The organism is Virgibacillus siamensis (genome assembly GCF_039522605.1).
Classification (GTDB): domain Bacteria; phylum Bacillota; class Bacilli; order Bacillales; family Amphibacillaceae; genus Lentibacillus; species Lentibacillus siamensis.
In genome coordinates this window covers 71,568-95,826 of sequence record NZ_BAAADS010000018.1, presented here as the reverse complement: position 1 = coordinate 95,826, position 24,259 = coordinate 71,568, and the positions used below count along the sequence as shown (strand labels likewise).

Here is a 24,259-nt window from a genome sequence, read left to right as displayed (position 1 = left end):
AGGAAGCAGAAAGGGTGGACCGCTATGCAGAACTGGTATCATATTATTCCCAAGAACACCGGCCTCAGTATTTATGCGTGGATTATCTTTTGTGTACTGCCTTTTTACTTTGTGTTCCGGTCGTCCTCCACGTTTGCCATTATTTTCGGTATTCTGATGATCGTGCTTTTTTTCACTGCATACCGGGTTTCCTTTTTATCAGAGGGATGGACGGCTTACATTTCAGTGAGTATAGAAATGGCGATCAGTGTTGTGATGACTGTACTTCTTGGCTATGTTTACTTCGGCTTGTTTTTGGCCTTTTATATCGGAAATTTACAGAATAAAACCGTGTTTATTTCACTTTATGCTGTTCATCTGGCCACCACTTTAGCAGCAGTCAGTATTGGTTTTTTTACACAAAATGATGATTTTATGTCACAACTGCCATTCATTATTATTAGTGTGATCGGAGTTATTCTTCTGCCGATAACTATCTACAACCGCAACAAGCGTGAGCGGCTGGAAAATCAGCTGAAAGATGCTAATCAACGGTTATCCCAGTTAGTGGTACTTGAGGAGCGTCAGCGCATTGCCCGTGATTTGCATGACACACTGGGTCAAAAACTTTCACTGATCGGGTTAAAAAGTGACCTGGCAAATAAAGTGATGGATGTAAAACCTGAAAAGGCAAGGAGTGAAATTACTGACATTCACCATACCGCACGAACGGCTTTAAAAGAAGTCCGTGAGCTTGTTTCCGATATGAAAGGTGCTAGTCTGCGTGATGAAACAGTTCGGGTTCAGCAAGTGTTGGACGCTGCACAGATGGATTTTCAGCTGGAGGGGAGTCCGGAATTGACGGCTGCCCCGCCATTGGTAGAAAACGTTCTGAGTATGTGTCTGAAAGAAGCTGTTACCAATGTGGTCAAACATAGCCAGGCATCGGTATGTAACGTTACGATAGTGCAATCGTCTGATGAATTGATGATGAAGGTGGAGGATAATGGAATCGGTATTTCCGAAAAGGCGGGTTCCTCGGGAGAAAATGGGCTGCAAGGGATGCGTGAGCGGCTGGAGTTTATGAATGGGACCCTTGAAATTGTTGTGAAAAACGGTACACGAATCATCATTCGCGTGCCTAATGTGATTCAGCAGACGGGACAGGAGGAGCGTTTGTGATACGAATTGTAATAGCTGAAGATCAGCGCATGCTGCTGGGAGCGCTTGGTTCACTGCTTGACTTGGAAGACGATATGGAAGTTGTAGGTACGGCGGTAAATGGTGAGGAAGCGCTGACCCTGGTGAGACGGCACCAACCGGATATTTGTATGATGGATATTGAAATGCCCCTTAAGTCAGGTCTTGATGCAGCGGAGGAATTGAAAGATGATCCATGTCATGTAATTGTTTTAACCACGTTTGCGCGGACGGGTTATTTTGCACGTGCCAGAAAAGCGAGAGTCAGCGGTTATTTGCTTAAAGACAGTCCTAGTGAGGAATTGGCAAGTTCGATTCGGACAATCATGAATGGCAGACGGATTTATGCTCCGGAACTTGTTGACATGGCATATGACAATGAAAATCCGCTGACAGATCGTGAAGAACAGGTGCTGAAGCTGATTGCTGGGGGTAAAAACACGAAAGAAATAGCAGCAGAGCTTTTTATTACAACCGGGACTGTCCGCAACTATGTTTCCGTGATTTTGGAGAAACTGGAGGTCAGTAATCGGATTGAAGCCATCTCCCGTTTTAAGGAAAAGGGCTGGATGAAGTGAATAATCGGATTTTGATTGTCAAAAGCTAGGTGTGAACCTGCAGAAAGGGGTGCACGATGGCTGAGAAAAACAATCAATTTAAAGAAAACAAAAACCACGGGGAACACCGTAATGGCAGAAAGAGCCAGTATAAAAACAGCAACTCCCGTGGCGGTGACGAACCGAATCAATTTGTCAGCAGGAAAGAAGAATAACGGATGCGAATGTGGTGTGATAAGATATAATCACACCACATTTTTGTAGGGGAACGTATATGTTTGACGGGCAGCACTATGATACAGTTGTCTTTTCATTGGCAGATAAGTATAAAACTTTCTTACTGCATAAGTGCAACGAAGGCTGTCACCTAAAGGCATGATGACAACCAAGTTTTCTAATTAAAACCGGAGTATGATGCATGCAAACATTTTAAAAAGGAGCGTATAGGGGATGAACCGAAAAATTATGATTGATTGTGATCCCGGCCAAGATGACGCGATGGCCCTGATGCTCGCCGCATCAAGCATTAGCAATTTGCGGATTGAAGCGATTACGACTGTTGCAGGGAATGTCGATGTGGACAAAAATACACGGAATGCTCTCCGGCTTTGTGATTTGCTGGAATTAAAAGATGTTCCAGTCGCAAAAGGGGCTTCGAGGCCACTTGTGCGCGAGATGCTGATTGCTGCGGATATTCACGGAAAAAGCGGGCTGGATGGCACGGCTATGCCGGAGCAGCCGGTGAAACAAACGGTCAGGGTACATGGCGCTGACCTGATTATCGAAAAACTGCTTGCATCAGAGGAAGCTATTACACTTGTACCTACGGGGCCGTTGACAAATATTGCGATGGCAATCAGAAAAGAGCCGGGGATTATTCCGAAAATCAGGGAGATTGTGCTGATGGGCGGCGGTACATATGGCAACAGAACTCCGGCAGCTGAGTTTAACATATTTGCCGATGCAGAAGCAGCTAAAATTGTCTTTGAAAGTGGTGCACCAATTGCCATGTTCGGACTCGATGTGACCCATCAGGCACGGGCAAATGCAGAAACAATCGAGGAAATCAGGGCAATTGGAAACCCGGTAGCAACGGCGGTCAGCGATATGTTGACCTTTTATTTGAATGCTTATCAGGGATTGCTTGGACGTACCAGTGCAGCTATCCATGACCCGTGCCCTGTGGCTTATCTGATCGATCCATCCATTTTTCAATTGGAGCCGGTTCATGTTGATGTGGAAACAAAAGGTGAATTTACGTATGGGATGACATGTGTGCACAAAGGGGTCGCTTCGGATCATGTAAATGCCAAATTCGCCGGCAAACTGGACCCGAAAAAATTCTGGGATCTGTTTTACCGTGCTTTAACGACGTACAGCAGCTAAGGGGGAATTGAGATGAAGCCTGTCATTACAGTGATTGGCAGTATCAATATGGATCTGATTACGATAACGGATGATTTTCCGCAGCAAGGTGAAACCGTCATCGGAAAATCGTTCGAGACAAAACCCGGCGGCAAAGGAGCGAATCAGGCAGTATCCGCTGCAAGGCTTGGGGCACAGATTCAGATGGTTGGGAAAGTCGGGATGGACGCATTTGGAACGGAAATGATGGCCATGTTTGAACGTGAGGGCATTCAGGCAGATGGCGTAGGGCAAAATCCCGATACCAGCACCGGCATTGCCTCGATTACCATCTCCAACAATGATAATCGTATTATCGTTGCTCCAGGTGCCAACCATACTGTTGATGCGGCATATATAACTGAATTTAATGAGGTGATTCGCACAAGCGATGTGGTGCTCATTCAGTTTGAACTGCCGCTTTCCGCCATCATGGATGCAATCGATCTGTGTGCTGCAGTCGGCACGCCACTTATTATAAACCCGGCACCAGCTGCTGAACTGCCGGATGAATATTGGCTTAAAGCTGCCTATATCACGCCGAATGAGACAGAAGCAACCAAATTATTTACGGATGTTGATGTTTCGGTTCTTGAACGGCTGCAATCCAAGCTGATTGTTACGAAAGGGAGTTCAGGTGTTTCTTACCAAGAACAACTCATCCCAGCTTATCCGGTGGAAACACTTGATACGACTGGTGCAGGGGACGCATTTAACGGGGCGCTTGCCGTCGCCCTGGCTGAAGGAAAGGACGTTTATGAAGCGATCCGATTCGCGAATGGAGCGGCTGCACTTGCGGTTCAAAAAGTTGGTGCACAGGAAGGAATGCCAACACGGAAAGAACTGGACGCTTTTTTGACCGGGACCTGACGCAAAATCGGAAATACTGATGCTATAGGGCAGCTGAAGTTGCTGATAGAAAGTGATTTTTCGCTGATAGAACTTTCCGCCCGAGAGTGAACAACCGCAATAGTAAAAGCAGGTATCATCCTTTCTCTGGACGATACCTGCTTTTTGCTATCTTATTTCCTTATTCAATGCGCGGAATAACGCAATTACCATTAATATCATTACAAATGAAAATGGCAGTGCGGCTATGATGATGGTATTTTGAATAGCCGCCAAACCGCCGACATACAGCAAAATCAGCGCTACCGCCGATTGTGCGATACCCCACACTACTTTAACCGTGTTTGGCGGTTCCAAGGAGCCATTCGTTGACTGCATGCCGAGTACAAATGTTGCCGAGTCGGCTGAAGTGATAAAAAAGGACCCAATCAGCAGAATGGCTACAATCGATAACACAATGGATAATGGCAGCTGATCGAACATATTGAATAAAACAAGCTCTGTTGCATATTGTGTCAGATCAACCCCGCTGTTTTGCACATTGCCGGCAGTTGTCCCGAATGCGGCAAACCAGATGGAAACGATCAGTGTCGGTAAAATCAGTACACCGGTAATAAATTGCCGAATGGTCCGGCCGCGGGAAATACGAGCGATGAACATTCCGACAAATGGTGCCCAGGAAATCCACCATGCCCAATAGAAGATGGTCCAGCTGTCGAGCCATCCCCGGTTGTCTCCTTCCAATGGAGCGGTACGGAAGCTCATCTGAATAATATGTTGAAAATAAAGGCCGAACGTTTCCGTGAACATGTTCAGAATCAGCAATGTTGGACCGACAACCAGAACGACAATCAGCAGGATTACTGCCAGCACCATGTTCGCGTTCGACAAGTACTTTATTCCTTTGCTTAAGCCGGACCATGCCGATATTAAAAACAGGATGGTCACGATGGATATAATGATAAATTGTGATGTAAAGCCAACGTCAAAACCAAATAAATGGGATAGGCCGCCATTGATTTGCACGGCACCAAAGCCAAGTGATGTTGCAACTCCGAATACCGTTGCAAAAACTGCCAGTACATCAATCAGAACACCCAGCGGTCCGTTCATCTTGTCACCAAACAACGGTTTCAATGTCGATGAAATTAATCCGGGTTCATCTTTTCGGAATTGGAAGAAAGCTAATGAAAGTGCCGTAACGCCGTACATTGCCCAAACATGGAGCCCCCAGTGGAAATATGCGTACGACAGCCCCTGTTTAAATGCCTTATTTGATCCTTCTTCTGCCAGTGGCGCATTGGACATGTAATGGAAGAGAGGTTCAGCAGCACCATAAAAAACAAGTCCGATTCCCATGCCGGCAGAAAACAGCATGGCGACCCATGACGCTGTGGAGAAATCAGGCCTTTCGTGATCTTTTCCCAATCGGATTCTGCCATATGGACTGACTGCAAAAAAGATTGCCAGTATAACCAAGGCGGATAATAAAAGCATGTAATACCACCCAAAAGAAGTTGCCACAAAAGATTTGATATTTCCGGTAATCGTTTCAAACTTTTCTGGGAATGCTACCCCCAGTGCAACCGCAATTACGACTAGAAATAATGTAATAAAAAATACTTTCGAGATTTTTTTCATGGTGCCCCCAATAAAATATTAGACATAATTACGATATTTAACATTACCAAATTTCCCATGGCAATGCAATTTTGTTCCATATTTCTTCATTCACAAAAGATTCATGAATTCAAGCGCTATTTAATTGAAAATCATTCTCATTCCAACGTATAATATAGATGTAATCATGACACAGGGGAGATGTATGCTGATGGCAAAAATTTTAGTGATATATGCAAGTATGACCGGCAGTACGGAGATGATGGCAGAAGCGATGTGTGACCATATCCGTGAACTTGGGCATGAAGCGGATCAGAGGTCATTTGATTTTGAACCGCTCGACAGTGCTCAGAACATGCTTGAATATGATGGAATTCTGATAGGCTCTTACACGTGGGACGATGACCTGCCGTTTGAGGTAGAAGATTTTTATGATGAGCTGGATAACGTTGATCTGGCAGGAAAATTGATTGGTGTTTTCGGATCCTGTGATTCGTTCTACCCCGTTTATGGTGCTGCGCTTGACACGTTAGCAACGAAGGTTTCAGAACGCGGTGCAGAATTATATGGCGAAAAGCTGAAAATTGAGCTGGAGCCGGATAAAAAAGATATTGAGACGTGCAAGCAGTATGCGGAAGGCTTACTGCAAAAATTGGCATAATGCACAAAAAGGGTCAGTTGAGCGGACTGACCCTTTTTCTGAAAAGAATGTGCTAGGGGAATACGGTCCTTCACAGGGAAAACAGTCCTTTCAACAGCCTCAGCGGACTTGCGAGTCATTACTCCCTCTTACAAATAATCCAGCAAAAAAGAGCGCCATTTATAATGGCACTCTTAATTTCGGGGTTGAATATTATTCCGCCTCCCGGAAACCTGTATTCGCCTTCACTTTTACCTTTGCGTAACGTTTTGCGTTTGCTTCTTTGGATAGAACGGTACCAAGATATCCGCCCAGGAATCCTAATGGTACTGATACCAATGCCGGATTTGACAGCGGGAAGATTGGATCACCGGTAAACAGTGCTGCCCCTTCAACCGGGGAAAAAACACTCGGGCTTAGCGAAACAAGAATCAATGCCGAGAATAAACCGGTCAGCATCGCGGTGACAGCTCCGGATGTATTGAACTTTTTCCAGTACACGGTATACAGGATAACGGGCAGGTTAGCACTTGCTGCGATACAGAAAGCCAGTGATACCAGGAAGGCGACGTTCAAATATTGTGCGAACAGTGCCAGGATGATGGCCAACACAGATACAGCAAGTGCGGCATATTTTGCAGCCATCATTTGTTCTTTATCGGTTGCCTGGCCTTTTTTGATAATCTGGCCGTACAGATCATGGGCGAATGCTGACGCTCCGGACAATACGAGTCCTGCTACAACCGCCAATATGGTCGCAAAGGCTACCGCTGATATGAACGCGAACAAAATGTCGCCGCCAAGTGCTTCCGCAAGCAGTGGTGCTGCCATGTTGCCGCCCGGGTTTGCTGCAAGAATGTTTGACTCCCCGACAAATGCTGCCGCTCCAAAGCCGAGAAATAATGTAAGAATATAGAAAATACCAATGACCCATGTTGCGGTAATAACAGAACTTCTTGCCGTTTTCGCATCTTTAACGGTGAAAAAGCGCATCAGAATATGCGGCAAACCGGCAGTTCCGAGTACAAGGGCAATCATCAGGGAAATGGTTCCCATTGGATCGGTATATTTTAATCCGGGTTTCAAGTAATCAGCGCCATGACTTGTAACTGTTTTCACTTCACTGAACATAGATCCGATATTGAAGTTGAATTTCATTAATACGAGGAACGAAATAATAACCATTCCTGCCATGAGCAGAACTGCTTTGACAATCTGTACCCAGCTTGTCGCAATCATCCCGCCGAACAGAACGTAAATGGTCATCATGACACCAACGATCAGAACAGCAATCCAATATGGTATGTCGAATAGCAGCTGAATCAGTGCGCCTGCCCCGACAAGCTGGGCAATCATGTAGAAGATGGATATCGTGATGGTGCTTAATGCGGCAGTTCCGCGGACTTTTTTAGCATCAAACCGAGCCTTCAGCATATCAGCAAGCGTATATTTTCCAAGGTTTCGCAGTGGTTCTGCAACCAGGAACAACACGACCAGATAGGCTATCAGGAACCCAATGCTGTAAAAGAATCCATCAAAGCCGTAAAGTGCAATTGCACCTGCAATACCTAGAAATGAGGCGGCCGATAAATAGTCTCCGGCGATTGCTATTCCGTTTTGCCATCCTTTCAGTCCACCGCCGGCCGTATAGAAGTCAGTTGTTGTCTGTGTTTGTTTTGCAGCCCAATACGTAATAATAAGCGTCAGTACAACAATTGCGAGAAACAGGACGACTACTGTTGTATTCATGAAGCACGCCCCTTCCGCTTAAGCTGTTCCTCAATAATATCATCCGCCTGTTTATCAAACATTGCCGCTTTTTTAACATAAAGTGTGCACAGTACCCATGTCATCACAAATTGTGCAATGGCAAACAGCCATACCCATGAAATATCACCAATCACCGGTGTGTTCAGGAATGTTGTGTAGGACGTTAAAATCGGCAGTAAAAAGTAAAAGACAAGAAAAAAGACGGTCATGGGCAAGATAAATTTCTTTCTGTCCTGCATGAGCTTTTTGAATTTGCTGCTTTGCTCCACCTTTTCAAAATCTATCTGTTCACTCGGGATGACATGCTGTTTTTCATGTGTTTCATTACTCAAGATAACCCTCTCCCTTATATGAATATGATTGCGCTTTTTCATCTGCCCAACAAAAACCCCAAATTTACATTCATTTCCCGCATAGATCACCACCTAATGAAAACGCTTTCTATTAGTATACGGGATGAATTGAACAGGCAGTGTGTTTTCGGGTAAATGGCAGTAAAATGTGTTTGAATTGTACAAATTGATGGATTAATGGTTACCTTTTAAATATTTCAAGCAAAACTTTTCTGGCAGCGCGACTGACTGGCAGGCTTGTGTGGTCCTGATCTGTAAGTGTTACGTTGCTTGTACCGTTAAACCAAGGGGTGATCTCCCGGATATAATCCAGGTTAACCAGATAGCTGCGGTGTGTTCGGAAAAAAGATCCGCCTTTAAGCTTGTTCTCCAGTTCATTTAACGTCATTTTGCTTTCGATAACCTCACCCTTGGTATGAATTTCAAGGACACGTTTTGACGGGACGGCATAATAAATGGAATCCGGGGAAAGCACAACCATGCGCTCACCATCATCAATGAGCAGTTTCTCACCTGGTGACGGTTCTTTTTCCTCCATGTCTTGCTGAACGGTTCCGTCCATTTGTGTCATCAGTTTTCGAATGCGCCTCATTGTTTTCCGGAAACGGGATTCATCATATGGCTTCAACAAGTAATCCACCGCCTCGACCTCGAAGGCATCCATGGCATACGTATCAAAAGCAGTTGTGAAAATAAATAACGGCTTCTGGATATAAGCAAGGTCAGCTATCCTTTTGGCAGCTTCAACCCCGGATATCCCGGGCATTTGTACGTCGAGGAAAATAATATCCGGTTCATGCTTCACGTACAGGTCAATTAATTGTTCACCCGTCTCTGCACTTGGACAGGTAATCACGTCCGGTTCTTTGTCCAGTAAATAGACAAGTTCTTCCCGTGCCAGTTGTTCATCCTCAGCAATCATGACATGCAAATTTTTCATTATATAATCAACCTTTCCTTAGATCCTCATTTGGAATGGTAAATGCAACTTCACTGCCGCCGCTTTTCAGATTTCGGATACGGAGTTTTGCCTGTTCGCCGAGCAGACTGATGAGCCGCTGGTTGACATTATACAAGCCCGCACCTTTATTTTTTCGGCTCTTCAATGCGGTCTGTCCGGCCAACTGCAAAATTTCTTCTGGAAAACCGCTTCCATTGTCCATGACGTTTATGTGAAGCGAATTTTCGGCTTTTTCGATGGATACCGTCACCTTTCCGCCCGCAGTAATGTTCCGGAGTCCGTGCTGAACACTATTCTCAACCAGCGGCTGAATGGTCGATGGCGGTATGTGAACGTGGGAAATGCCTTCTGCCGCCGAAAAGGAAATTTCCATTTGTTTGGAAAATCGTGTCTGGATGATGGCAATATATGCGTTGACATGCTCACATTCTTTTTCCATCGTGACGAGCGATTCGGATACGAGACCGATGTTGAAACGCATAAATTGCGCCAATTGAATCGTTATGTGCCGGGCTTTGACCGGATCTTTCCTAAATAGTGCTGCAATCAGGTGCAAGGTATTAAACAGGAAGTGCGGGTTAATTTGCGCCTGCAGGTTCCGGAGTTCGGTATCCCGCATACTCGTTCTCAGTTTTTCGGTGGCAAGTGTATTCAGCTGGTTAGAGATAAGTTGTCCAAGCCCCTGTGCCAGCATAATTTCCACCGGGCGTATATGTTGAGATTTTTTAAAGTAAAATTTGATCAATCCGGTTGCAGTATTTGCGTCCATGATTGGAATGATAATTGCAGCCTGCAATGGACAATTGTCATTTTTACACCCTACGTCTGCTTGGGAATAGGCAATCTGCATCTGCTTGGAAGTAAGCGCCTGATGGGACAGGGAGGTAATCAGCCGGTCGCCTGCACGATGGTGATCCGCTCCAAGTCCATTGTGTGCCAGCACCTCTTTTTCATTCGTTACGGAAACAGCAGCCAGTTTCAACCGGTTATAGAGCAGTTCAGTAATCCCGGCTGCCATTTCCTGCTGTGAATCTTTTTTTAGAAAGGGGAGTGCCTCTTCGGCAATTGTCAGCGCTTGTTTGGTCGCCAGGGCAGCTTCATTTTCCTGTTCACGCAATGCGATGCCAATCATTGCTGTGAAAATAGCGATCGCAATCGCATTTGACAGCACAAGCGGAAGGCCGACCGCGTTCACAATCGCAATCATATTTTCCTGGTCCGGTTCAACGATTAACAGTAGCTGCATGTGTAATACGGGAGGGAAGACACCAATAAACAAGGCCTTCAGTGGTGAGATAACCCGCTCCTGTGAAAAAAATCGTGCTGTCCATCCTGCCAAAAGGCCTGTCAGTGGATTGACGAGTGCATTTGCAATCACACCAATACCTCCAAGATAAAAAAGATGGGCACCTGCAATGATTCCTGCACCAAGCCCGACAACAGGACCTCCGAGCAGCCCGGCAATGACAATGGCAACCAGGCTCAAACTGACAACCATCTGCCCTTCCTCAACCGACCAGACGAAATCACGAATGACAGTAGAATCACCGATGATTACCACACCGGTAATTGTGCCGGTAATGCCGAATAGGCCGAACACACACATATGCACAAGTGACATCATTTTGCCGTATTCTCTGTATAATAGTGAACGAAAACCGGGAATGCGCGTCAATACAAATGCGATGACAAGCAACAGTCCAAGCCGCTCAAATAATACAATCGTCAAATATTTCATGATGCCTCATCCTTTGTGTTGATTCCGGTTTGCGCTTTGATATAAAAGCGCCGGAATTCCCGGTTGCTTTGCTCCGTATTTTTGCTGAAAAAAGATCCGAGTACTGCACCAAGAAAGCCGATTGGAATCGCAATGATGCCCGGGTTTTGCAGTGGGAAAAGCGGTTCACGAGCAATCCAGCCGCTATCCGGGTTCATAATATGCGGGCCAAACATAAGTAATATAAGGGATGCAGTCATTCCGGCAGCCATCCCGATGATCGCTCCTGTTTCGTTAAACCGCTTCCAATAAATCGTAAACAGCAGTACCGGCAGATTACTTGATGCTGCCACCGTAAACGTTAACGAAACAAGAAATGTAACATTGATATTTTTCAGCCCCAGTGCAAACAAGGTGGAGACCAGTCCAACGAAAAAAGCTGTCCATTTTGCTGCGCGCACCTGATTTTTTTCGCTCGTCTGCTTTTTTTTAATAATATGGTAGTAGAGATCATGTGAGAAGGCAGTTGTGGCTGAAATGACCAAACCAGCAACGACAGCAACAATTGTCGTGAACGATATAGCGGCAATAAACGCCATTAAGAAGTCACCACCGAGTGTTTCCGCCAGCAGAGGAGCAGCCAGGTTCCCGGTCGGATCAACTGCAATAAGTTCGTGATATCCTATTAGTGCAACCGTCCCAAGCCCGAGAATAAGTGTAATCAGGTAGAAAACGCCGATAATCCAACTCGCGGTCAATAACGACTTGCGCACTTCTTTTGTATTCCGGACAGTGAAGAAACGAATCAAAATATGCGGCAAGCCCGCGGTCCCAAGAATAAGCGCGAGCTGCAGGGAAATTACCTCCAGCGGCTTCTCCAGTAAATTGCCCGGGAGAAAAAAGCTTTCTTTGAGCGGTGTTCCTTGTTTGACCTGTTCTGTCAGTTGTGTGATATCCCAGTCAAATTGGGCGAATACCATCAGTGAGAGGAGAAACGTTCCAGATAATAGCACTACTGTTTTGACAATTTGCACCCATGACGTCGCGAACATTCCGCCAAATACAACGTAAACCGTCATCAGACTCCCAATAACAAGCACTGACGTGGAATATTCAATATCCAGCAGCAACCGAATCAGCAACCCGGCTGCCACCAGCTGCGGAATGATATACAGAATAGATATAATAAATGCTCCAACCGCCATCATCCACCGCATCCGATAACTCGGAAAACGCGAGCAGATGACATCCCCAAGTGAATAGTTGCCAAGGTGATGGATCGGCTCTGCAATGAAAAACAAAACAATCAGATAAGAAACGAGAAATCCGGCCGCATACAGCAAGCCATCAAACCCAGTGATCGCAATTGTCCCGACTATTCCCAAAAACGATGCGGCGCTGATATAGTCACCGGCAATCGCCATCCCGTTCTGAATCCCGCTCAGACTCCCCGCCGCAATATAAAACTGATTGGCCGTATTGCTCTGTTTTGCCGCCCAATAGGTAATAATCAGCGTACATACGATAATACAAAGGAAAAACAGAAAATATGTAAGATTCATCATCTCACCTTCTTCCGCTCCACTAGTCGCAATAGTGAAAATTTTATTACATAAATAGTACGCTAAACTGTGCTGTAAGTAAAGATTTGATGTGGAAAGAATGGAAAGAGTCCTGGCAAATTCACAACAGCGGGCAAATTTTGTCCGCATAAATACTTTGCTGCACAGTATTCCTATTGTGACATACCTGCCGAAGAACGAGTCGCACCCGCTGATGAAAGAGGGGATCCCGCCGATAAAAAGCCGGAACTCGCCGATGAAAGCGCCAAATCCGCCGATAAAAAGCCGAAACCCGCCGAAGAACGAGTCACCCCCCCCCCTGAATGCTGCTGGATGGCGGCCTGTTCACACGAGCGTACATACACGCTTTATGTGCGGGTTATGTTGTTTGAAAATTTTACCTTGCAATCCCGCTGAAAACCACAATAATTCCACTTTTTCAAAGAAGTATAGTATTATAGTAAAAAACATAGAAAGGTAGTGGTAGTTTTGATATTGAAACCACTGGTAAAATCTCGATATATTTTTCAGCTTGAAGCGCTGGATAGACGAGTCAGCGAGCTTCATCCACAAAAAGAAAGGATTGGAAACAAACTCAGAAACGAACTGACTGGTTTCAGGGGGGAGCAGGCGTTAACGTTTCCACTGAGTTTACTTCCCGAAGCAGATTACGGTATCATTCACAACCCGAGATTGGGAGATTCCAATGATAAGTTCTTTGAAATAGATGTATTACTCCTCGCGCAATCCAATATCCTTTTACTTGAATCCAAAAATTGGTATGGCACACTGTTGTTTGATGAAGACAAACAGGTAATCCGCATAGGTGATACAGGGGTGGAAGAAGGACTCCCAAACCCGATACCTCAAGTTAAACTGCAAGCTTACCGCCTGAGGAAATGGCTGAATAAGCATGGTTTCCCACAAATTCCAATTCTTCATTTCGTTGTCATCAGTTATCCCACCACAATTATCAAACCGATGTTTCCACACCAGTCCATCCCGGAAGAAGTAATACACAGTAACCTTCTGCACCAAAACATCCAAAGATTAAACAAACAATATCAAACTTCTATTCTAGATAAAGGCGTCATAAACAAGTTGACATCACTTATCATGGAAAAGCATACTGATCCTGAAATCGATGTATTACACAAATTCCATGTAGCGGAAAATGAGCTGATACATGGGGTGTTCTGTCCAAATTGCCATGCTGTTCCAATGGTTCTGGAAAACGGAAACTGGCATTGTGGCAGCTGCAACCATTCATCCAAAGATGCGCATCTTTCTTCGTTAACCGATCGTAAGCTGTTGATTGGAAATAGTATTACAAATCGTGAAGCTAGAGAATTTTTACTGGTAAATTCCCCGTATCAAATGAAAAGATTACTGATACGGGGACAATATCGTTTTACCGGGGATAAAAACAAGCGGATTTATATTTTATAAGTGTAACTGTACCACAGGTCAACGCTCCGTATGTAGTAGCAAAAGAACCCACCCAAAAAAAGCCAACGCGCCGTACTTTTGGTGAAACCCGCCGTACTTTCAGCAAAACCCGCCGTACTTTGGTCCGGAACCGCCGTACTTTAGTGTGCAGCCGCCGTATAAAAGCCCAAACCCGCCGTACTAAACCAAAAAACCATCAGCCGGCATCAGATCGAAACTGGAAAACTTACCGCATGACAATTATTTTTATTAAAATGCAAAATATATATTGCAAAATGCTACGGCCTGACATATAATAAACTCACACATCACGAATGGAGGATGCGATATGGGTTTTTTTCGTAAAAACAACATGAAAGATGAGCGGGTCATCAATCTTCAGAATAAAATTTACAGGGAACTGTACATTCTTGTTCTGGTCATCTGTATGATATCAGCAATCATTAAGATTTTTTTGTATGGAATGGGAACGGATGCCATTTATACAGAGATGATCATTCTTTTAGCACAGGGAGTTTATTACGCGTTTCGTTCCGCGGGCATGGGGATTTTTTCCGATGAAGTGGAAATGCACGACCGCACCAGCAAAATGCCCATGGAAAAGAAAATGCTGATAAAGGGCTTGATTTTTGGGGTTGCTATTGCACTCTTTTTCGGAACGCGCAGTGCCATTTTATATGGTGAAAACACCGGTAACCCGATTTACACCTTTTTTCTGGTCATGTTTGTTTCCCTGATCATCTATGTGCCGTTCTTCGTTTTGGTACTTGTAATCAGTCACACTGCCATGAAGAAAAAAAGTGACAAAGCAGTGGAAAAGCAGCTGGATGACATGGATGAAGACGGTGATTCCGATGAAAAACATTAAACTGAAAATGGCCCGGGCGGAGCATGATCTATCACAGCAGGAACTTGCCGAACGGACAGGGGTTTCCAGACAGACTATCGGGTTGATTGAATTGGGAAAATATAATCCGACCCTGAGTTTGTGTCTGTCGATTTGCAAGGCACTGGGCAAAACACTTGATGATCTGTTCTGGGATGAAAAATAAATGAGGGAGTGGTTGTATAGTGGAACCGGTATTATCGCTTAAAAATGTTCACAAAAAAATAGGAAGGCAACAAATTATTGATGATGTTTCATTTGATGTTTATCCGGGTGAGATATTTGGCTTTCTCGGACCGAATGGGGCCGGGAAAACAACAACAATTCGCATGATTGTCGGGCTGACGAACGTTACGAAAGGTGACATTACCATTAGCGGGCAAAGCGTTGTACATGATTTTAAAAAGGCGATTGGGCATGTTGGCACAATTGTTGAGAACCCGGAAATGTATAAATATCTGACGGCTGAAAAGAACCTGATCCACTTTGGACGCATGAGCAGCAATGTTACAAAAGAGGACATCCAAAAGCGATTGGAACTTGTCAGGTTATCTCATGTAAAAAAACAGAAGGTACGCAAGTTTTCACTGGGGATGAAGCAGCGGCTTGGAATTGCACAGGCGATGCTGCACGGTCCGGATGTCCTGATTTTGGATGAGCCGACAAATGGACTTGATCCTGCCGGGGTTAAGGAAATGCGGGATTATCTCAGAAGGGTGGCGAAAGAAGAGAATGTCGCTATTTTAATCTCCAGTCACCTGTTGTCAGAAATTGAACTGATCTGTGACCGGTTTGCCATCATTCAGGAAGGTAAAATTGCCAAGGTGGAAAACGTAAAAGGAGAATCAGAACAACCAGCTAGAACCAGCTTTTTTACACTGGAGGTCGATGAACGAGACAAGGCACAAGAACTGATCGCTGATAGATTTCCATCCATCGACGTTCAGTTTCTGGAGGGTCGGCTCCGTCTTCAGGCAACAAAAGACCAAATGGGAGAAATAATCACATACTTGGTTGGAAATGAAATTATCGTCTATCAATCTATTTTGGAAAAACAGTCACTCGAAGATCGCTTTTTTGAAGTGACGAGTGGAGGTGTATCATAATGTTTTTTAAATTGATCGGTAATGAATGGATGAAATTGTTCAACAAAATCAGCACATATGTGATGTGCGGGCTGGTAATCCTGGGGATCGCCGCCACGGCAATATTTACATTTTACAATCAGCAGGATGAAAAACTTCCGGGTGAGGAACAGTGGCGTACCGAGTTGACACAGGAGAACAAGGAATTGGCCAAGGAGGAAAAAGAAGCAAATAACCCTTACCTGGAAAGTTACGCGATTAATCAGCAGGCGATTAACGATTACCGGCTGGAGCATGGTATTTCCCCGTATGAGAAGGAAAATGCCTGGACGTATATGGACACCAACATGAGTCTCGTACAACTTATCGGTGCATTCGTCATCATCGTCGGAGCAGCTATTATTTCACAGGAATTTAAAACGGGCACAATCAAATTGTTGCTTGTCCGATCAGCATCGAGGATTCAAATACTCGCAGCCAAATTTGTGACCGCTATTCTCTTCGGGCTGTTCCTGCTGCTGCTGCTTTTCGTGGTTTCGTTTGCGGTTGGAGGCCTTCTGTTTGGCTTTGATGGAGCAGCAACACATTTATCAGCAAGCGGCGGCGAAGTTTACGAGTGGTCGCGCACACTATACTTGGGCGTAAGTTATTTGTCCAGCAGTGTAACATTGCTGATGCTCACTGCGCTGGCCTTCATGATATCAAGCATTTTCAGAAGCGAAGCCATTGCGATTGCAGTTTCTATCGTACTGTTGTTTATCGGATCGATGGCAACGAACATGCTCGCTATTGTCACTGACTGGGCAAAATATTCCCTGTTTGCCAACACCAATCTGAATTTGTATTTCGAAGGTGGTCCAATTGTGGAGGGGATGACGCTGCAATTTTCAATCATCATGCTCGTTATCTACCTGGCTCTGTTTTTATCCCTGTCCTTTATTATCTTTAAAAAGCGCGATGTGAGTATATGAGGTGGTTTTGAATGGAAACGAAAATTGTAATCGGCGCCGGGGAATATAACAACAATCCCGGTTGGAGCCATACCAATGAAGATGAACTGGACCTGCTGCAGGAACATACCTGGCAAAACCGGTTTGCGGAAAATTCCATTACAGCGATTCTTGCTGAACATGTCTGGGAGCACCTTACCTATGACGAAGGACTGGAAGCAGCCAGGCGCTGTTACCGGTATCTGCAGCCGGCAGGTTATATCCGTTGCGCAGTGCCGGATGGTTATTTTCCGGATGAGTCCTATCAACAAATCGTTCAAGTAGGCGGACCGGGGCCGGCGGATCATCCTGCCGCCAGCCATAAAATCGTCTACAATCATCGAACATTAACAAAACTGTTTGAAGATGCAGGGTTTGAGGTGAACCTGCTTGAATACTGTGATGAATATGGCCAATTTCATGAAACGGATTGGGATATAAATGACGGGGCGATCTTCCGTTCCAAAAAAATTGATCCGAGAAATCAGGGTGGCATCATCAGGGTCCCATCCTTGATTTTGGATGCGGTTAAACGGTAATGTATGAATAAAACGATTGGGGAGCGGATGTCATGCAAAACATTTTTCGCCTGCAGGAGGAATCCATATGAAACTCGTCTTGTTGTTCGGACCACAGGCAGTGGGTAAAATGACAGTGGGACAGCAGTTGGAAAAAATAACCGGATTAAAACTCCTCCATAACCACATGACGATTGATTTGCTTGAACCATTTTTCGGATTCGGCGAGGAGATGTGGCGGCTTTCAGACATGTTTCGGATGGAAATTTTTAAGGCAGTTGCCAAAAGTGATCTCGATGGCCTGATTTTCACCTTCGTCTGGGCATTAAACCGGCAAGAGGATTGGGATGCGGTTAGGGAAATGTGCGACATTTTTTCGGATGCCGGGGCTGACATTTATTTTGTTGAATTGGAAGCGGATGTTGATGAACGGCTCAAGCGGAATAATACCCCAAACAGGCTGGAACACAAGCCGACCAAAAGGAATACGGCGTTTTCCGAAAAAGAACTGCTCCAATCCATGGAAAAAGAACGGTTTAATTCATTTGATGGTGAAATGAAGCATAAGAATTATATCCGAATCCATAATACCAATCTGAGTGCTGCAAAAACGGCGGGCATGATACAGGAAAAGTTTGGTTTATAAGAACCGATAATTAAAGGGGACTCGATATGTCTGATTTTATCGTACATATATTTCAGCATAGGGGAAACGCAGGAGAGATTGGGTTTGAATTGGGGAACAAGATTGCCGGAACCCCGATCATGAAGATGTTTGACGGAATTACGAGGCAGGAAATTGATACGAAAGAAATGGAACAAATCTATCAATCAATTGCACCCCATTTATTGGAAGAATTGTATGGGGTTGCGGAAGGTGCAAAGCTGTCCAGGTTAAAAGCTGCAGCGTTATTCAGCGGATATGATGTGCCCAGACCACAGGCACTTGGGTGTACAGCGATGATGACGAACACTTTTTACGTTCGGAATTATGATTTTTCGCCTGACTTGTATGATGGGTACTTTAGTTTGATACAGCCTGATGAAGCGTTTGCCACAGCAGGATATAATCTCCAGGTGCTCGGCCGGCATGATGGCGTCAATCAGCATGGGCTGGTGATCGGACTTCATTTTGTCAGCAATACCGGTTATACAACAGGGATTTCCGCATGGATGGCAGTGCGGATGGTGCTTGACACATGTACGACCGCGGACGAAGCTATCAATCTTTTGCGTGAAATCCCACATGCAGCTTGCTATAATTTTTCCATGTCTGATACATTCGGAAACATTGTTGTTGTGGAAGCTAGCCCTGAAAAGGTGATTGTTCGGCGTCATGAAGAATTTCTGACGTGTGTAAATCATTTTCAGGATGAGTCCATGCAAAAACAGAACAGACTTGAAATCGATAATTCATTGCATCGGCAGGCACACCTGGGAGGAATGGAACGCGAATTGTTATCGCAGAGGGGAGCGTTTAATTATTTTCGAGACCAGAATTCCCCTCTGTTCTATGAAGATTATGCCGGGTTATTTGGAACGCTGCACACGTTTTCTTATGAACGAGAGAACTCCAGGATTTTGACCGCCATCGCCAAAAGTGAGCACGTACTTGATTTCCATTTTGACCGATGGATATCCGGTGAAAATATCAACAAACATAGATTGGAAGGCATCATCGAAAATGGGTAGAAAGGAACATCAACATGACTCTGGAAGGAAATAATTCAGCACTATTTTTTTATATATTCTTTATTATTATGTCATTGGCTGCCAGTTATTTTTCCGGGTACAAAATGATTAGAATGACTGGTTATTTTGGCTCGCAGGTGTTTCTGGCATGCGTAATCAATTTATTCCTCACAGCATGTGCGGTTTTTGGCTGGTTCCTGGGTGTTTGGGGAACGAGCGAGGCATTGTTTTACGGTGGCCTTGTACTGGGTGGATGCCTGTTCATTGTCAGTGAGGCAGCACTTATCACGACAATGTATCTCAGGCGGGATAAACTTGAAGGAACAGAAGAGAGGGCGGAAGAAGGGTAGTGAACAGGTTATAATGCCTGTTTTTGTGGATAATTGTTCAGCTGAGAAAAGGAGGTTACGTATGCTGACAGAAATCAACGGCAATGAATTGGAACTGATTACCGGTGACATTACCAGGCAAACGACAGAAGCCATTGTAAATGCAGCAAATGGCTCATTGATGGGCGGCGGTGGTGTGGATGGCGCTATTCACCGGGCGGCCGGAAGTGAACTGTTACAGGAATGCAAGGCGGTCCGGAATGAACAGCTTTGTAGACGCCAATTGCCTGCTGGTGAAGTGGTGATTACCGGCGGATATCATCTTCCGGCAGATTATGTGATCCATACGGTCGGTCCAATCTGGAATAATCACAATGGAAAAGAAAACGAGCTGCTTGCAAACTGCTACCGAAATTCTCTTGAACTGGCCAGAGAAAAAGGACTGCGCAGTATTTCGTTTCCTTCGATTTCAACCGGAGTCTATCGGTTTCCACTCGAGCAGGCTGCCGGGACAGCTGTCCGAACGATAAAGGAATTTCTTTCAGACTACTCATTTGGAAAAGTGGTTATGACACTGTTTTCTGATCAGGACTATGATGTGTACAAACGTGAATTGGAAAAACTTTAAAATCCATGTTAATCGGGTTCTAACCGTGCACATGTAATGGTATAATGATTCAGAATAAACAATTTTGAAGAAGAAAGGGAGTCACTGATGTTTAAAAAGTTTGCTTCAGACGCATTGGGGTTGTCCGATATCGGGAAAATTATTGACCCGCAGGATTACGATAAAACTGATGCCGATGATTATGTGAGACATGAAGATGATGAACAGATTTACTTTTTGATTAAGACAAAAATGGATGAGTATTGCTTCACCAATGTGGCACTTATTCATGTTGACGGTGAGAAAGCAACTTCTTCCAAACGCACACTAAGACGCTATCCGTATTCCCAGTATACAATTTCAGATGTTTTGCTGGAAACAGCTGGAACAATTGATATGGATATCGAGATAAAATTCACATTAGGAAATATCCCCATCACTATCGATGTGCAGAAAGACCAGATTGACAGATTGAAAGACTTGTATAAAGCCCTGCTGTTTATTTCTGAACAAACACATGAAAACAGTATTATTCTGAATAAAGCAGAGCAAAGTTTGGATAAGGCTGCAACGATTCTGCACAATTCCCGTACATCGGAAGCCAATACAGCGGATCAATACAAAGCATTGACTGAATTCAGCTTTGAATGGTTTAAAAATGCCCGTGAACAATACCATGAAAAAGACTTCGGAGCAATTTTCGAGAAATATATAAATAACTAAAAAAGCTACTTATGCCGGATGGTGCTGCTGCGCTGTCCGGTTTTTTGTTTGGCAGTTAAGAAAGTATAAAATGCTTTCTTACTGCATAAGTGCAACTAAGGCTGTCACCTAAAGGCTTGGTGACAACCAAGTTTTCTAATCCTTTTTGAAGAGGATGAGGGATAAGAATTGTGCAGTAAAAATAATCTGAATTGGGAAGGGGATTCGGCTGATTTTGTCGAAATAAATCTCATCGGCAAAAGAAAAAAGGGGGGGTAGCATCGATTACTATGGCCCGGACGCTGGGTTTTGGATAAAGCTGTTCGGAATGCTTGGCTGGCTGGTGCTGGTAATCTTCGTATTTAATACGGTAATGCGAAAGGTGCTTCATGTAGAACGGAAAAAATTCTTTTCTTCCGGTCATATCAATGAAACACATAAAAAAGCGGATTGGTCATTACGGATAGTGTACATCATTCTTGTCCTGGTTTCGATCATTGTTTTCAGCAGCAACTATCAGCTTATGAAATATTCTGCACAGGTATCAATGATTTTAACGGTAATTTTTCTTAATTTAGGAGAGGTTCTACGGGCAATTATGGAGTTTAAGTATAAAAAAGGAAAAAACGATTACCTTTTGACGATTAACCAACTTATCTTTGGGCTTGTTGTCATGTATTATACGTTGAGTTCAGATGCTTTTGGATTATTTAATCTATGGTAGAAGGATAACGGAGGAGATAATAGATGGTCCAAACAAAAGTAGGTATTGATGCTGGCGGGACACTTACTAAAATTGCGTATCAAACTAATGGATCCATACGTTATCAATCGGTGCCGTCAGCCGATATGGAATATACTGTCGAGTGGCTGTCGAGTCAACTTGATAATCCTGATGTATGTGTCACTGGGGGAAAAAGTGAGCTGCTGACGAAAAAATGGCAGGCGCCTGCTAAAACGATGGTCGAGTTTGATGCAACAACAAAAGGCATCGAGTTTCTCGCAAATCACCAGGACCAGGCGCTTGTTGAGCCATTTCTGTTCGTAAATGTCGGCACAGGCACATCGATTCATGTGGTAAATGACGGCAAACAGGAACGGACAGGCGGATCAGGCATTGGCGGCGGAACATTGATGGGTCTTGCTCAATTAACAACGGGCATCCATGACTATAAACAAATCGTGCAGCTTGCCGGGAATGGTAACAGGGGAAACGTTGATCTCAAAGTGAAGGATATCTTTGAAGGAACACTTTCGCCAATTTCAGGTGATTTGACTGCAAGTAACTTTGGTAAAACAGAAAAAATGGCGGCATACGCCCCTGAAAATGCAGATATCCTGGCTTCGATCACCGGAATGATTGGGGAAGTAATCGTGTCTATCACCATCCCGACGGCAATGCAATATAACGTGGATCAAATGGTGTATATAGGTTCATCATTCCGCATGAATCGGCTTTTGCGGGAGACTGTCAGCAAGTATACCATCATGCTGGAGAAGACCCCGATTTTTTTGGAAAAGGGTGAATACAGTGGTGCAGTCGGTGCAATGCTGTCAATTGACTGAGCGAATTTGGTCATTTCACCAAAGAATATGTGCTGATACATAACTGACAAGTACATTTTCTTCATGACCAGTAGTTAGTGAAGGCGCAATTGTGAACTTCAGTACTTTAACAAAATATGGGACAAAAGCAGTTAGATTCACTCAAGAGATTAATTGTACAGATATATTGTACACTTTCTAATTTTAAAAGCACCTTTCCAAATTAGAAAGGTGCTTCCATTCAATACCTATCTGCGTCATGTCCTTTTTCAATGGCCTGATCTGGTGCTTTTTCACTGTCTTTATTTCCGAGCGGATTTTTGCTGGAACCGGACTTTTCCGCGTGTGCCAGTCCTTCTCTAAGCCGCTTGCCATACTCATCATCTGCTTCTTCCGCAAGGGCAACCATTTTATCCTGAATTCGCTTGTCACATTCGGCAAGATCACCGATTAGATTGGATATCAGCTCATCTTTTTCCCAATCGTCAAACTGTCGGTACGTTTCTCCTGCCTGTTTTGTATTGCTTTGGCGGTCGATCTTTTCACGAACAAGGTTCCCTTCCACTTTTGGCGTATATTCCTTGCCGGTTTGTTCTGCTTCTTTCAATCCGCCAATTGTTGATGGTTCATAATTAATATGCGGGTTTTGCTTAGAAGACTGGTCTGTTTCATAACGCATCTGTCCGCCATCCTGATTGGTTGCTACCCGTTTTTTAGCCGCATTGATCGGAAGCTGTAAGTGGTTTGCTCCAACACGATATCGTTGTGTATCTGAATAGGAAAATGTTCTTCCCTGCAGCATCTTATCATCGGAGAAATCGAGCCCGTCAACCAGTACACCTGTACCGAATGTTGCCTGCTCGACTTCGTTAAAGAAGTTTTCCGGATTTTTGTTCAGCACCATTTTTCCCACCGGCAGCCATGGGAACTTATCTTCCGGCCATAGTTTTGTGTCATCCAGTGGATCAAAGTCCAGTTCCGGGTGTTCCCCATCGCTCATTATTTGAACAAACAACTCCCATTCCGGATAGTCGCCCTTCTCAATCGCATCGTACAAATCCTGTGTTGCATGATTAAAGTTGGTGGCCTGAATCTCATTGGCTTCTTTTACCGTTAAATTTTTTATTCCCTGTTTTGGTTCCCAGTGGTATTTCACCAGGACGGCTTCACCATCGCTGTTCACCCATTTATATGTGTTCACGCCGGAACCCTGCATCATCCGGTAATTTGCGGGAATTCCCCATGGTGAATACATAAATGTCACCATATGAAATGATTCAGGCGAGCTTGAGCAAAAGTCAAAAAAGCGCTGACTGTCCTGAATATTGGTAACCGGATCCGGTCTGAATGCATGAATCATGTCCGGAAATTTCATGGCATCGCGGATAAAAAAGATTTTTATGTTGTTTCCAACCAGGTCCCAATTACCATCTTCGGTATAAAATTTAATGGCGAATCCACGTGGGTCACGGACTGTTTCCGGGGAATGCCGTCCATGCACAACCGTCGAAAAACGAACAAAGAGCGGCGTTTGTTTTCCATTATCCTGAAATACTTTTGCTCTGGTATATTTGGATGCCGGGTCTTCGCCGACTGTTCCGTACGACTCAAAATAACCATGTGCGCCTGCACCGCGGGCATGTACAATTCGTTCAGGCACTTTTTCGCGGTCGAAGTGACTTATCTTTTCAATATAATCATAATTTTCCAGTGTTGCAGGGCCGCGGTTTCCTACTGTCCTTATGCTTTGATTGTTGGTGACCGGATGGCCCTGTCTGGTCGTTAACGTGTCATCCTTTTCCAAATTTGTTTCTCTCTTATCAGCCATTTTGTTTCCTCCATTTC

At 44.5% G+C, this 24,259-nt stretch carries 26 protein-coding genes; 19 read left to right on the top strand and 7 right to left on the bottom strand.

What is annotated here, in order from left to right:
- The first annotated feature begins 24 nt into the window (after positions 1–24).
- From ABD010_RS12895 to rbsK, 5 genes are all read left to right on the top strand, one after another.
- A complete protein-coding gene (locus tag ABD010_RS12895) occupies positions 25–1,161 on the top strand; it encodes a sensor histidine kinase (RefSeq protein ID WP_343813761.1) in 1,137 nt (378 codons plus the stop codon).
- Positions 1,158–1,757, top strand: coding sequence for a response regulator transcription factor (locus ABD010_RS12890; RefSeq protein ID WP_343813759.1), 600 nt, complete (start codon positions 1,158–1,160; stop codon positions 1,755–1,757). The genes ABD010_RS12895 and ABD010_RS12890 overlap by 4 nt, the downstream gene beginning before the upstream one ends.
- 56 nt (positions 1,758–1,813) lie before the next feature.
- The gene (locus ABD010_RS12885; protein ID WP_343813757.1) at positions 1,814–1,951 is read left to right on the top strand and encodes a hypothetical protein; all 138 of its coding nucleotides are present in this window, start codon (positions 1,814–1,816) and stop codon (positions 1,949–1,951) included.
- A gap of 235 nt (positions 1,952–2,186) precedes the next feature.
- Positions 2,187–3,122, top strand: coding sequence for a nucleoside hydrolase (locus tag ABD010_RS12880; RefSeq protein ID WP_343813754.1), 936 nt, complete (start codon positions 2,187–2,189; stop codon positions 3,120–3,122).
- Positions 3,123–3,134: 12 nt separating this feature from the next.
- Positions 3,135–4,010 carry a ribokinase gene (gene rbsK, locus ABD010_RS12875; protein ID WP_343813752.1) on the top strand — a complete coding sequence of 292 codons (876 nt, stop codon included), beginning with the start codon at positions 3,135–3,137 and terminating at the stop codon, positions 4,008–4,010.
- 147 nt (positions 4,011–4,157) lie between these two features.
- Here rbsK and ABD010_RS12870 read toward each other — a convergent pair whose 3' ends face one another.
- The gene (locus ABD010_RS12870) at positions 4,158–5,630 is read right to left on the bottom strand and encodes a glycine betaine uptake BCCT transporter (protein WP_343813748.1); all 1,473 of its coding nucleotides are present in this window, start codon (positions 5,628–5,630) and stop codon (positions 4,158–4,160) included.
- 190 nt (positions 5,631–5,820) lie between these two features.
- Between ABD010_RS12870 and ABD010_RS12865 the strand changes: the two genes are divergently transcribed.
- Entirely contained in the window at positions 5,821–6,270 is a 450-nt protein-coding gene (locus tag ABD010_RS12865) for a flavodoxin domain-containing protein (protein ID WP_343813745.1), read from the top strand.
- A gap of 192 nt (positions 6,271–6,462) precedes the next feature.
- On the opposite strand, the gene ABD010_RS12860 is transcribed toward ABD010_RS12865, so the two are convergent.
- The 5 genes from ABD010_RS12860 to ABD010_RS12840 form a co-directional block, all read right to left on the bottom strand.
- Positions 6,463–7,998 (bottom strand): solute symporter family protein, encoded by a 1,536-nt coding sequence (locus tag ABD010_RS12860; protein ID WP_343813741.1) that lies wholly within the window; start codon positions 7,996–7,998, stop codon positions 6,463–6,465.
- Entirely contained in the window at positions 7,995–8,351 is a 357-nt protein-coding gene (locus tag ABD010_RS12855) for a DUF485 domain-containing protein (protein ID WP_343813738.1), read from the bottom strand. The genes ABD010_RS12860 and ABD010_RS12855 overlap by 4 nt, the downstream gene beginning before the upstream one ends.
- Positions 8,352–8,553: 202 nt before the next feature.
- Positions 8,554–9,312: a LytR/AlgR family response regulator transcription factor gene (locus ABD010_RS12850; RefSeq protein WP_343813736.1), complete on the bottom strand. Its 759-nt coding sequence runs from the start codon at positions 9,310–9,312 to the stop codon at positions 8,554–8,556.
- A 7-nt stretch (positions 9,313–9,319) separates the two neighbouring features.
- On the bottom strand, positions 9,320–11,071 hold the full coding sequence (locus ABD010_RS12845; RefSeq protein WP_343813733.1) for a LytS/YhcK type 5TM receptor domain-containing protein: 1,752 nt from the start codon (positions 11,069–11,071) through the stop codon (positions 9,320–9,322).
- Positions 11,068–12,612, bottom strand: coding sequence for a solute symporter family protein (locus ABD010_RS12840; protein ID WP_343814491.1), 1,545 nt, complete (start codon positions 12,610–12,612; stop codon positions 11,068–11,070). Before ABD010_RS12840 ends, ABD010_RS12845 begins: the two co-directional genes overlap by 4 nt.
- 489 nt (positions 12,613–13,101) lie before the next feature.
- Between ABD010_RS12840 and ABD010_RS12835 the strand changes: the two genes are divergently transcribed.
- The 13 genes from ABD010_RS12835 to coaW all read left to right on the top strand — a co-directional run bounded on the left by ABD010_RS12835 (position 13,102) and on the right by coaW (position 22,435).
- Positions 13,102–14,061 (top strand): nuclease-related domain-containing protein, encoded by a 960-nt coding sequence (locus ABD010_RS12835; RefSeq protein ID WP_343813730.1) that lies wholly within the window; start codon positions 13,102–13,104, stop codon positions 14,059–14,061.
- 328 nt (positions 14,062–14,389) lie between these two features.
- The gene (locus ABD010_RS12830; RefSeq protein ID WP_343813728.1) at positions 14,390–14,929 is read left to right on the top strand and encodes a DUF6773 family protein; all 540 of its coding nucleotides are present in this window, start codon (positions 14,390–14,392) and stop codon (positions 14,927–14,929) included.
- Positions 14,916–15,113, top strand: a complete 198-nt coding sequence (locus ABD010_RS12825) for a helix-turn-helix transcriptional regulator (protein WP_343814488.1) — start codon at positions 14,916–14,918, stop codon at positions 15,111–15,113. The genes ABD010_RS12830 and ABD010_RS12825 overlap by 14 nt, the downstream gene beginning before the upstream one ends.
- Positions 15,114–15,132: 19 nt before the next feature.
- Entirely contained in the window at positions 15,133–16,053 is a 921-nt protein-coding gene (locus tag ABD010_RS12820) for an ABC transporter ATP-binding protein (protein WP_343813725.1), read from the top strand.
- On the top strand, positions 16,053–17,003 hold the full coding sequence (locus ABD010_RS12815) for an ABC transporter permease (protein WP_343813722.1): 951 nt from the start codon (positions 16,053–16,055) through the stop codon (positions 17,001–17,003). Before ABD010_RS12820 ends, ABD010_RS12815 begins: the two co-directional genes overlap by 1 nt.
- Positions 17,004–17,014: 11 nt before the next feature.
- Positions 17,015–17,560 (top strand): class I SAM-dependent methyltransferase, encoded by a 546-nt coding sequence (locus tag ABD010_RS12810; RefSeq protein WP_343813719.1) that lies wholly within the window; start codon positions 17,015–17,017, stop codon positions 17,558–17,560.
- Between the two features lie 67 nt (positions 17,561–17,627).
- Entirely contained in the window at positions 17,628–18,185 is a 558-nt protein-coding gene (locus ABD010_RS12805) for an AAA family ATPase (protein WP_343813716.1), read from the top strand.
- Positions 18,186–18,211: 26 nt separating this feature from the next.
- Positions 18,212–19,231 carry a C45 family autoproteolytic acyltransferase/hydrolase gene (locus ABD010_RS12800; protein WP_343813711.1) on the top strand — a complete coding sequence of 340 codons (1,020 nt, stop codon included), beginning with the start codon at positions 18,212–18,214 and terminating at the stop codon, positions 19,229–19,231.
- 14 nt (positions 19,232–19,245) lie between these two features.
- Complete coding sequence (locus ABD010_RS12795) at positions 19,246–19,581, top strand: hypothetical protein (RefSeq protein ID WP_343813708.1); 336 nt, start codon at positions 19,246–19,248, stop codon at positions 19,579–19,581.
- A gap of 61 nt (positions 19,582–19,642) precedes the next feature.
- Complete coding sequence (locus ABD010_RS12790; protein WP_343813706.1) at positions 19,643–20,188, top strand: O-acetyl-ADP-ribose deacetylase; 546 nt, start codon at positions 19,643–19,645, stop codon at positions 20,186–20,188.
- 87 nt (positions 20,189–20,275) lie between these two features.
- The gene (locus ABD010_RS12785) at positions 20,276–20,890 is read left to right on the top strand and encodes a PH domain-containing protein (protein ID WP_343813704.1); all 615 of its coding nucleotides are present in this window, start codon (positions 20,276–20,278) and stop codon (positions 20,888–20,890) included.
- A 307-nt stretch (positions 20,891–21,197) separates the two neighbouring features.
- Positions 21,198–21,593, top strand: coding sequence for a DUF4181 domain-containing protein (locus ABD010_RS12780; RefSeq protein WP_343813702.1), 396 nt, complete (start codon positions 21,198–21,200; stop codon positions 21,591–21,593).
- A gap of 23 nt (positions 21,594–21,616) precedes the next feature.
- Positions 21,617–22,435 carry a type II pantothenate kinase gene (gene coaW / locus ABD010_RS12775; RefSeq protein WP_343813699.1) on the top strand — a complete coding sequence of 273 codons (819 nt, stop codon included), beginning with the start codon at positions 21,617–21,619 and terminating at the stop codon, positions 22,433–22,435.
- A 220-nt stretch (positions 22,436–22,655) separates the two neighbouring features.
- Here the strand turns inward: coaW and ABD010_RS12770 are convergent, their stop codons facing one another.
- Complete coding sequence (locus tag ABD010_RS12770) at positions 22,656–24,242, bottom strand: catalase (RefSeq protein WP_343813696.1); 1,587 nt, start codon at positions 24,240–24,242, stop codon at positions 22,656–22,658.
- Between the last annotated feature and the right edge of the window lie 17 nt (positions 24,243–24,259).

Excerpts from the sequence above, each read along its gene's own strand:
- ABD010_RS12785 (WP_343813704.1), top strand. The coding sequence starts at position 20,276 with ATGTTTAAAAAGTTTGCTTCAGACGCATTGGGGTTGTCCGATATCGGG.
- ABD010_RS12790 (WP_343813706.1), top strand. The coding sequence starts at position 19,643 with ATGCTGACAGAAATCAACGGCAATGAATTGGAACTGATTACCGGTGAC.
- ABD010_RS12805 (WP_343813716.1), top strand. The coding sequence starts at position 17,628 with ATGAAACTCGTCTTGTTGTTCGGACCACAGGCAGTGGGTAAAATGACA.
- ABD010_RS12830 (WP_343813728.1), top strand. The coding sequence starts at position 14,390 with ATGGGTTTTTTTCGTAAAAACAACATGAAAGATGAGCGGGTCATCAAT.
- ABD010_RS12795 (WP_343813708.1), top strand. The coding sequence starts at position 19,246 with ATGACTCTGGAAGGAAATAATTCAGCACTATTTTTTTATATATTCTTT.
- ABD010_RS12840 (WP_343814491.1), bottom strand. The coding sequence starts at position 12,612 with ATGAATCTTACATATTTTCTGTTTTTCCTTTGTATTATCGTATGTACG.
- ABD010_RS12895 (WP_343813761.1), top strand. The coding sequence starts at position 25 with ATGCAGAACTGGTATCATATTATTCCCAAGAACACCGGCCTCAGTATT.
- ABD010_RS12850 (WP_343813736.1), bottom strand. The coding sequence starts at position 9,312 with ATGAAAAATTTGCATGTCATGATTGCTGAGGATGAACAACTGGCACGG.
- ABD010_RS12770 (WP_343813696.1), bottom strand. The coding sequence starts at position 24,242 with ATGGCTGATAAGAGAGAAACAAATTTGGAAAAGGATGACACGTTAACG.
- ABD010_RS12885 (WP_343813757.1), top strand. The coding sequence starts at position 1,814 with ATGGCTGAGAAAAACAATCAATTTAAAGAAAACAAAAACCACGGGGAA.
- ABD010_RS12845 (WP_343813733.1), bottom strand. The coding sequence starts at position 11,071 with ATGAAATATTTGACGATTGTATTATTTGAGCGGCTTGGACTGTTGCTT.
- rbsK (WP_343813752.1), top strand. The coding sequence starts at position 3,135 with ATGAAGCCTGTCATTACAGTGATTGGCAGTATCAATATGGATCTGATT.
- ABD010_RS12865 (WP_343813745.1), top strand. The coding sequence starts at position 5,821 with ATGGCAAAAATTTTAGTGATATATGCAAGTATGACCGGCAGTACGGAG.
- ABD010_RS12870 (WP_343813748.1), bottom strand. The coding sequence starts at position 5,630 with ATGAAAAAAATCTCGAAAGTATTTTTTATTACATTATTTCTAGTCGTA.
- ABD010_RS12800 (WP_343813711.1), top strand. The coding sequence starts at position 18,212 with ATGTCTGATTTTATCGTACATATATTTCAGCATAGGGGAAACGCAGGA.
- ABD010_RS12880 (WP_343813754.1), top strand. The coding sequence starts at position 2,187 with ATGAACCGAAAAATTATGATTGATTGTGATCCCGGCCAAGATGACGCG.
- ABD010_RS12780 (WP_343813702.1), top strand. The coding sequence starts at position 21,198 with ATGCTTGGCTGGCTGGTGCTGGTAATCTTCGTATTTAATACGGTAATG.
- ABD010_RS12810 (WP_343813719.1), top strand. The coding sequence starts at position 17,015 with ATGGAAACGAAAATTGTAATCGGCGCCGGGGAATATAACAACAATCCC.
- ABD010_RS12815 (WP_343813722.1), top strand. The coding sequence starts at position 16,053 with ATGTTTTTTAAATTGATCGGTAATGAATGGATGAAATTGTTCAACAAA.
- ABD010_RS12825 (WP_343814488.1), top strand. The coding sequence starts at position 14,916 with ATGAAAAACATTAAACTGAAAATGGCCCGGGCGGAGCATGATCTATCA.
- ABD010_RS12860 (WP_343813741.1), bottom strand. The coding sequence starts at position 7,998 with ATGAATACAACAGTAGTCGTCCTGTTTCTCGCAATTGTTGTACTGACG.
- coaW (WP_343813699.1), top strand. The coding sequence starts at position 21,617 with ATGGTCCAAACAAAAGTAGGTATTGATGCTGGCGGGACACTTACTAAA.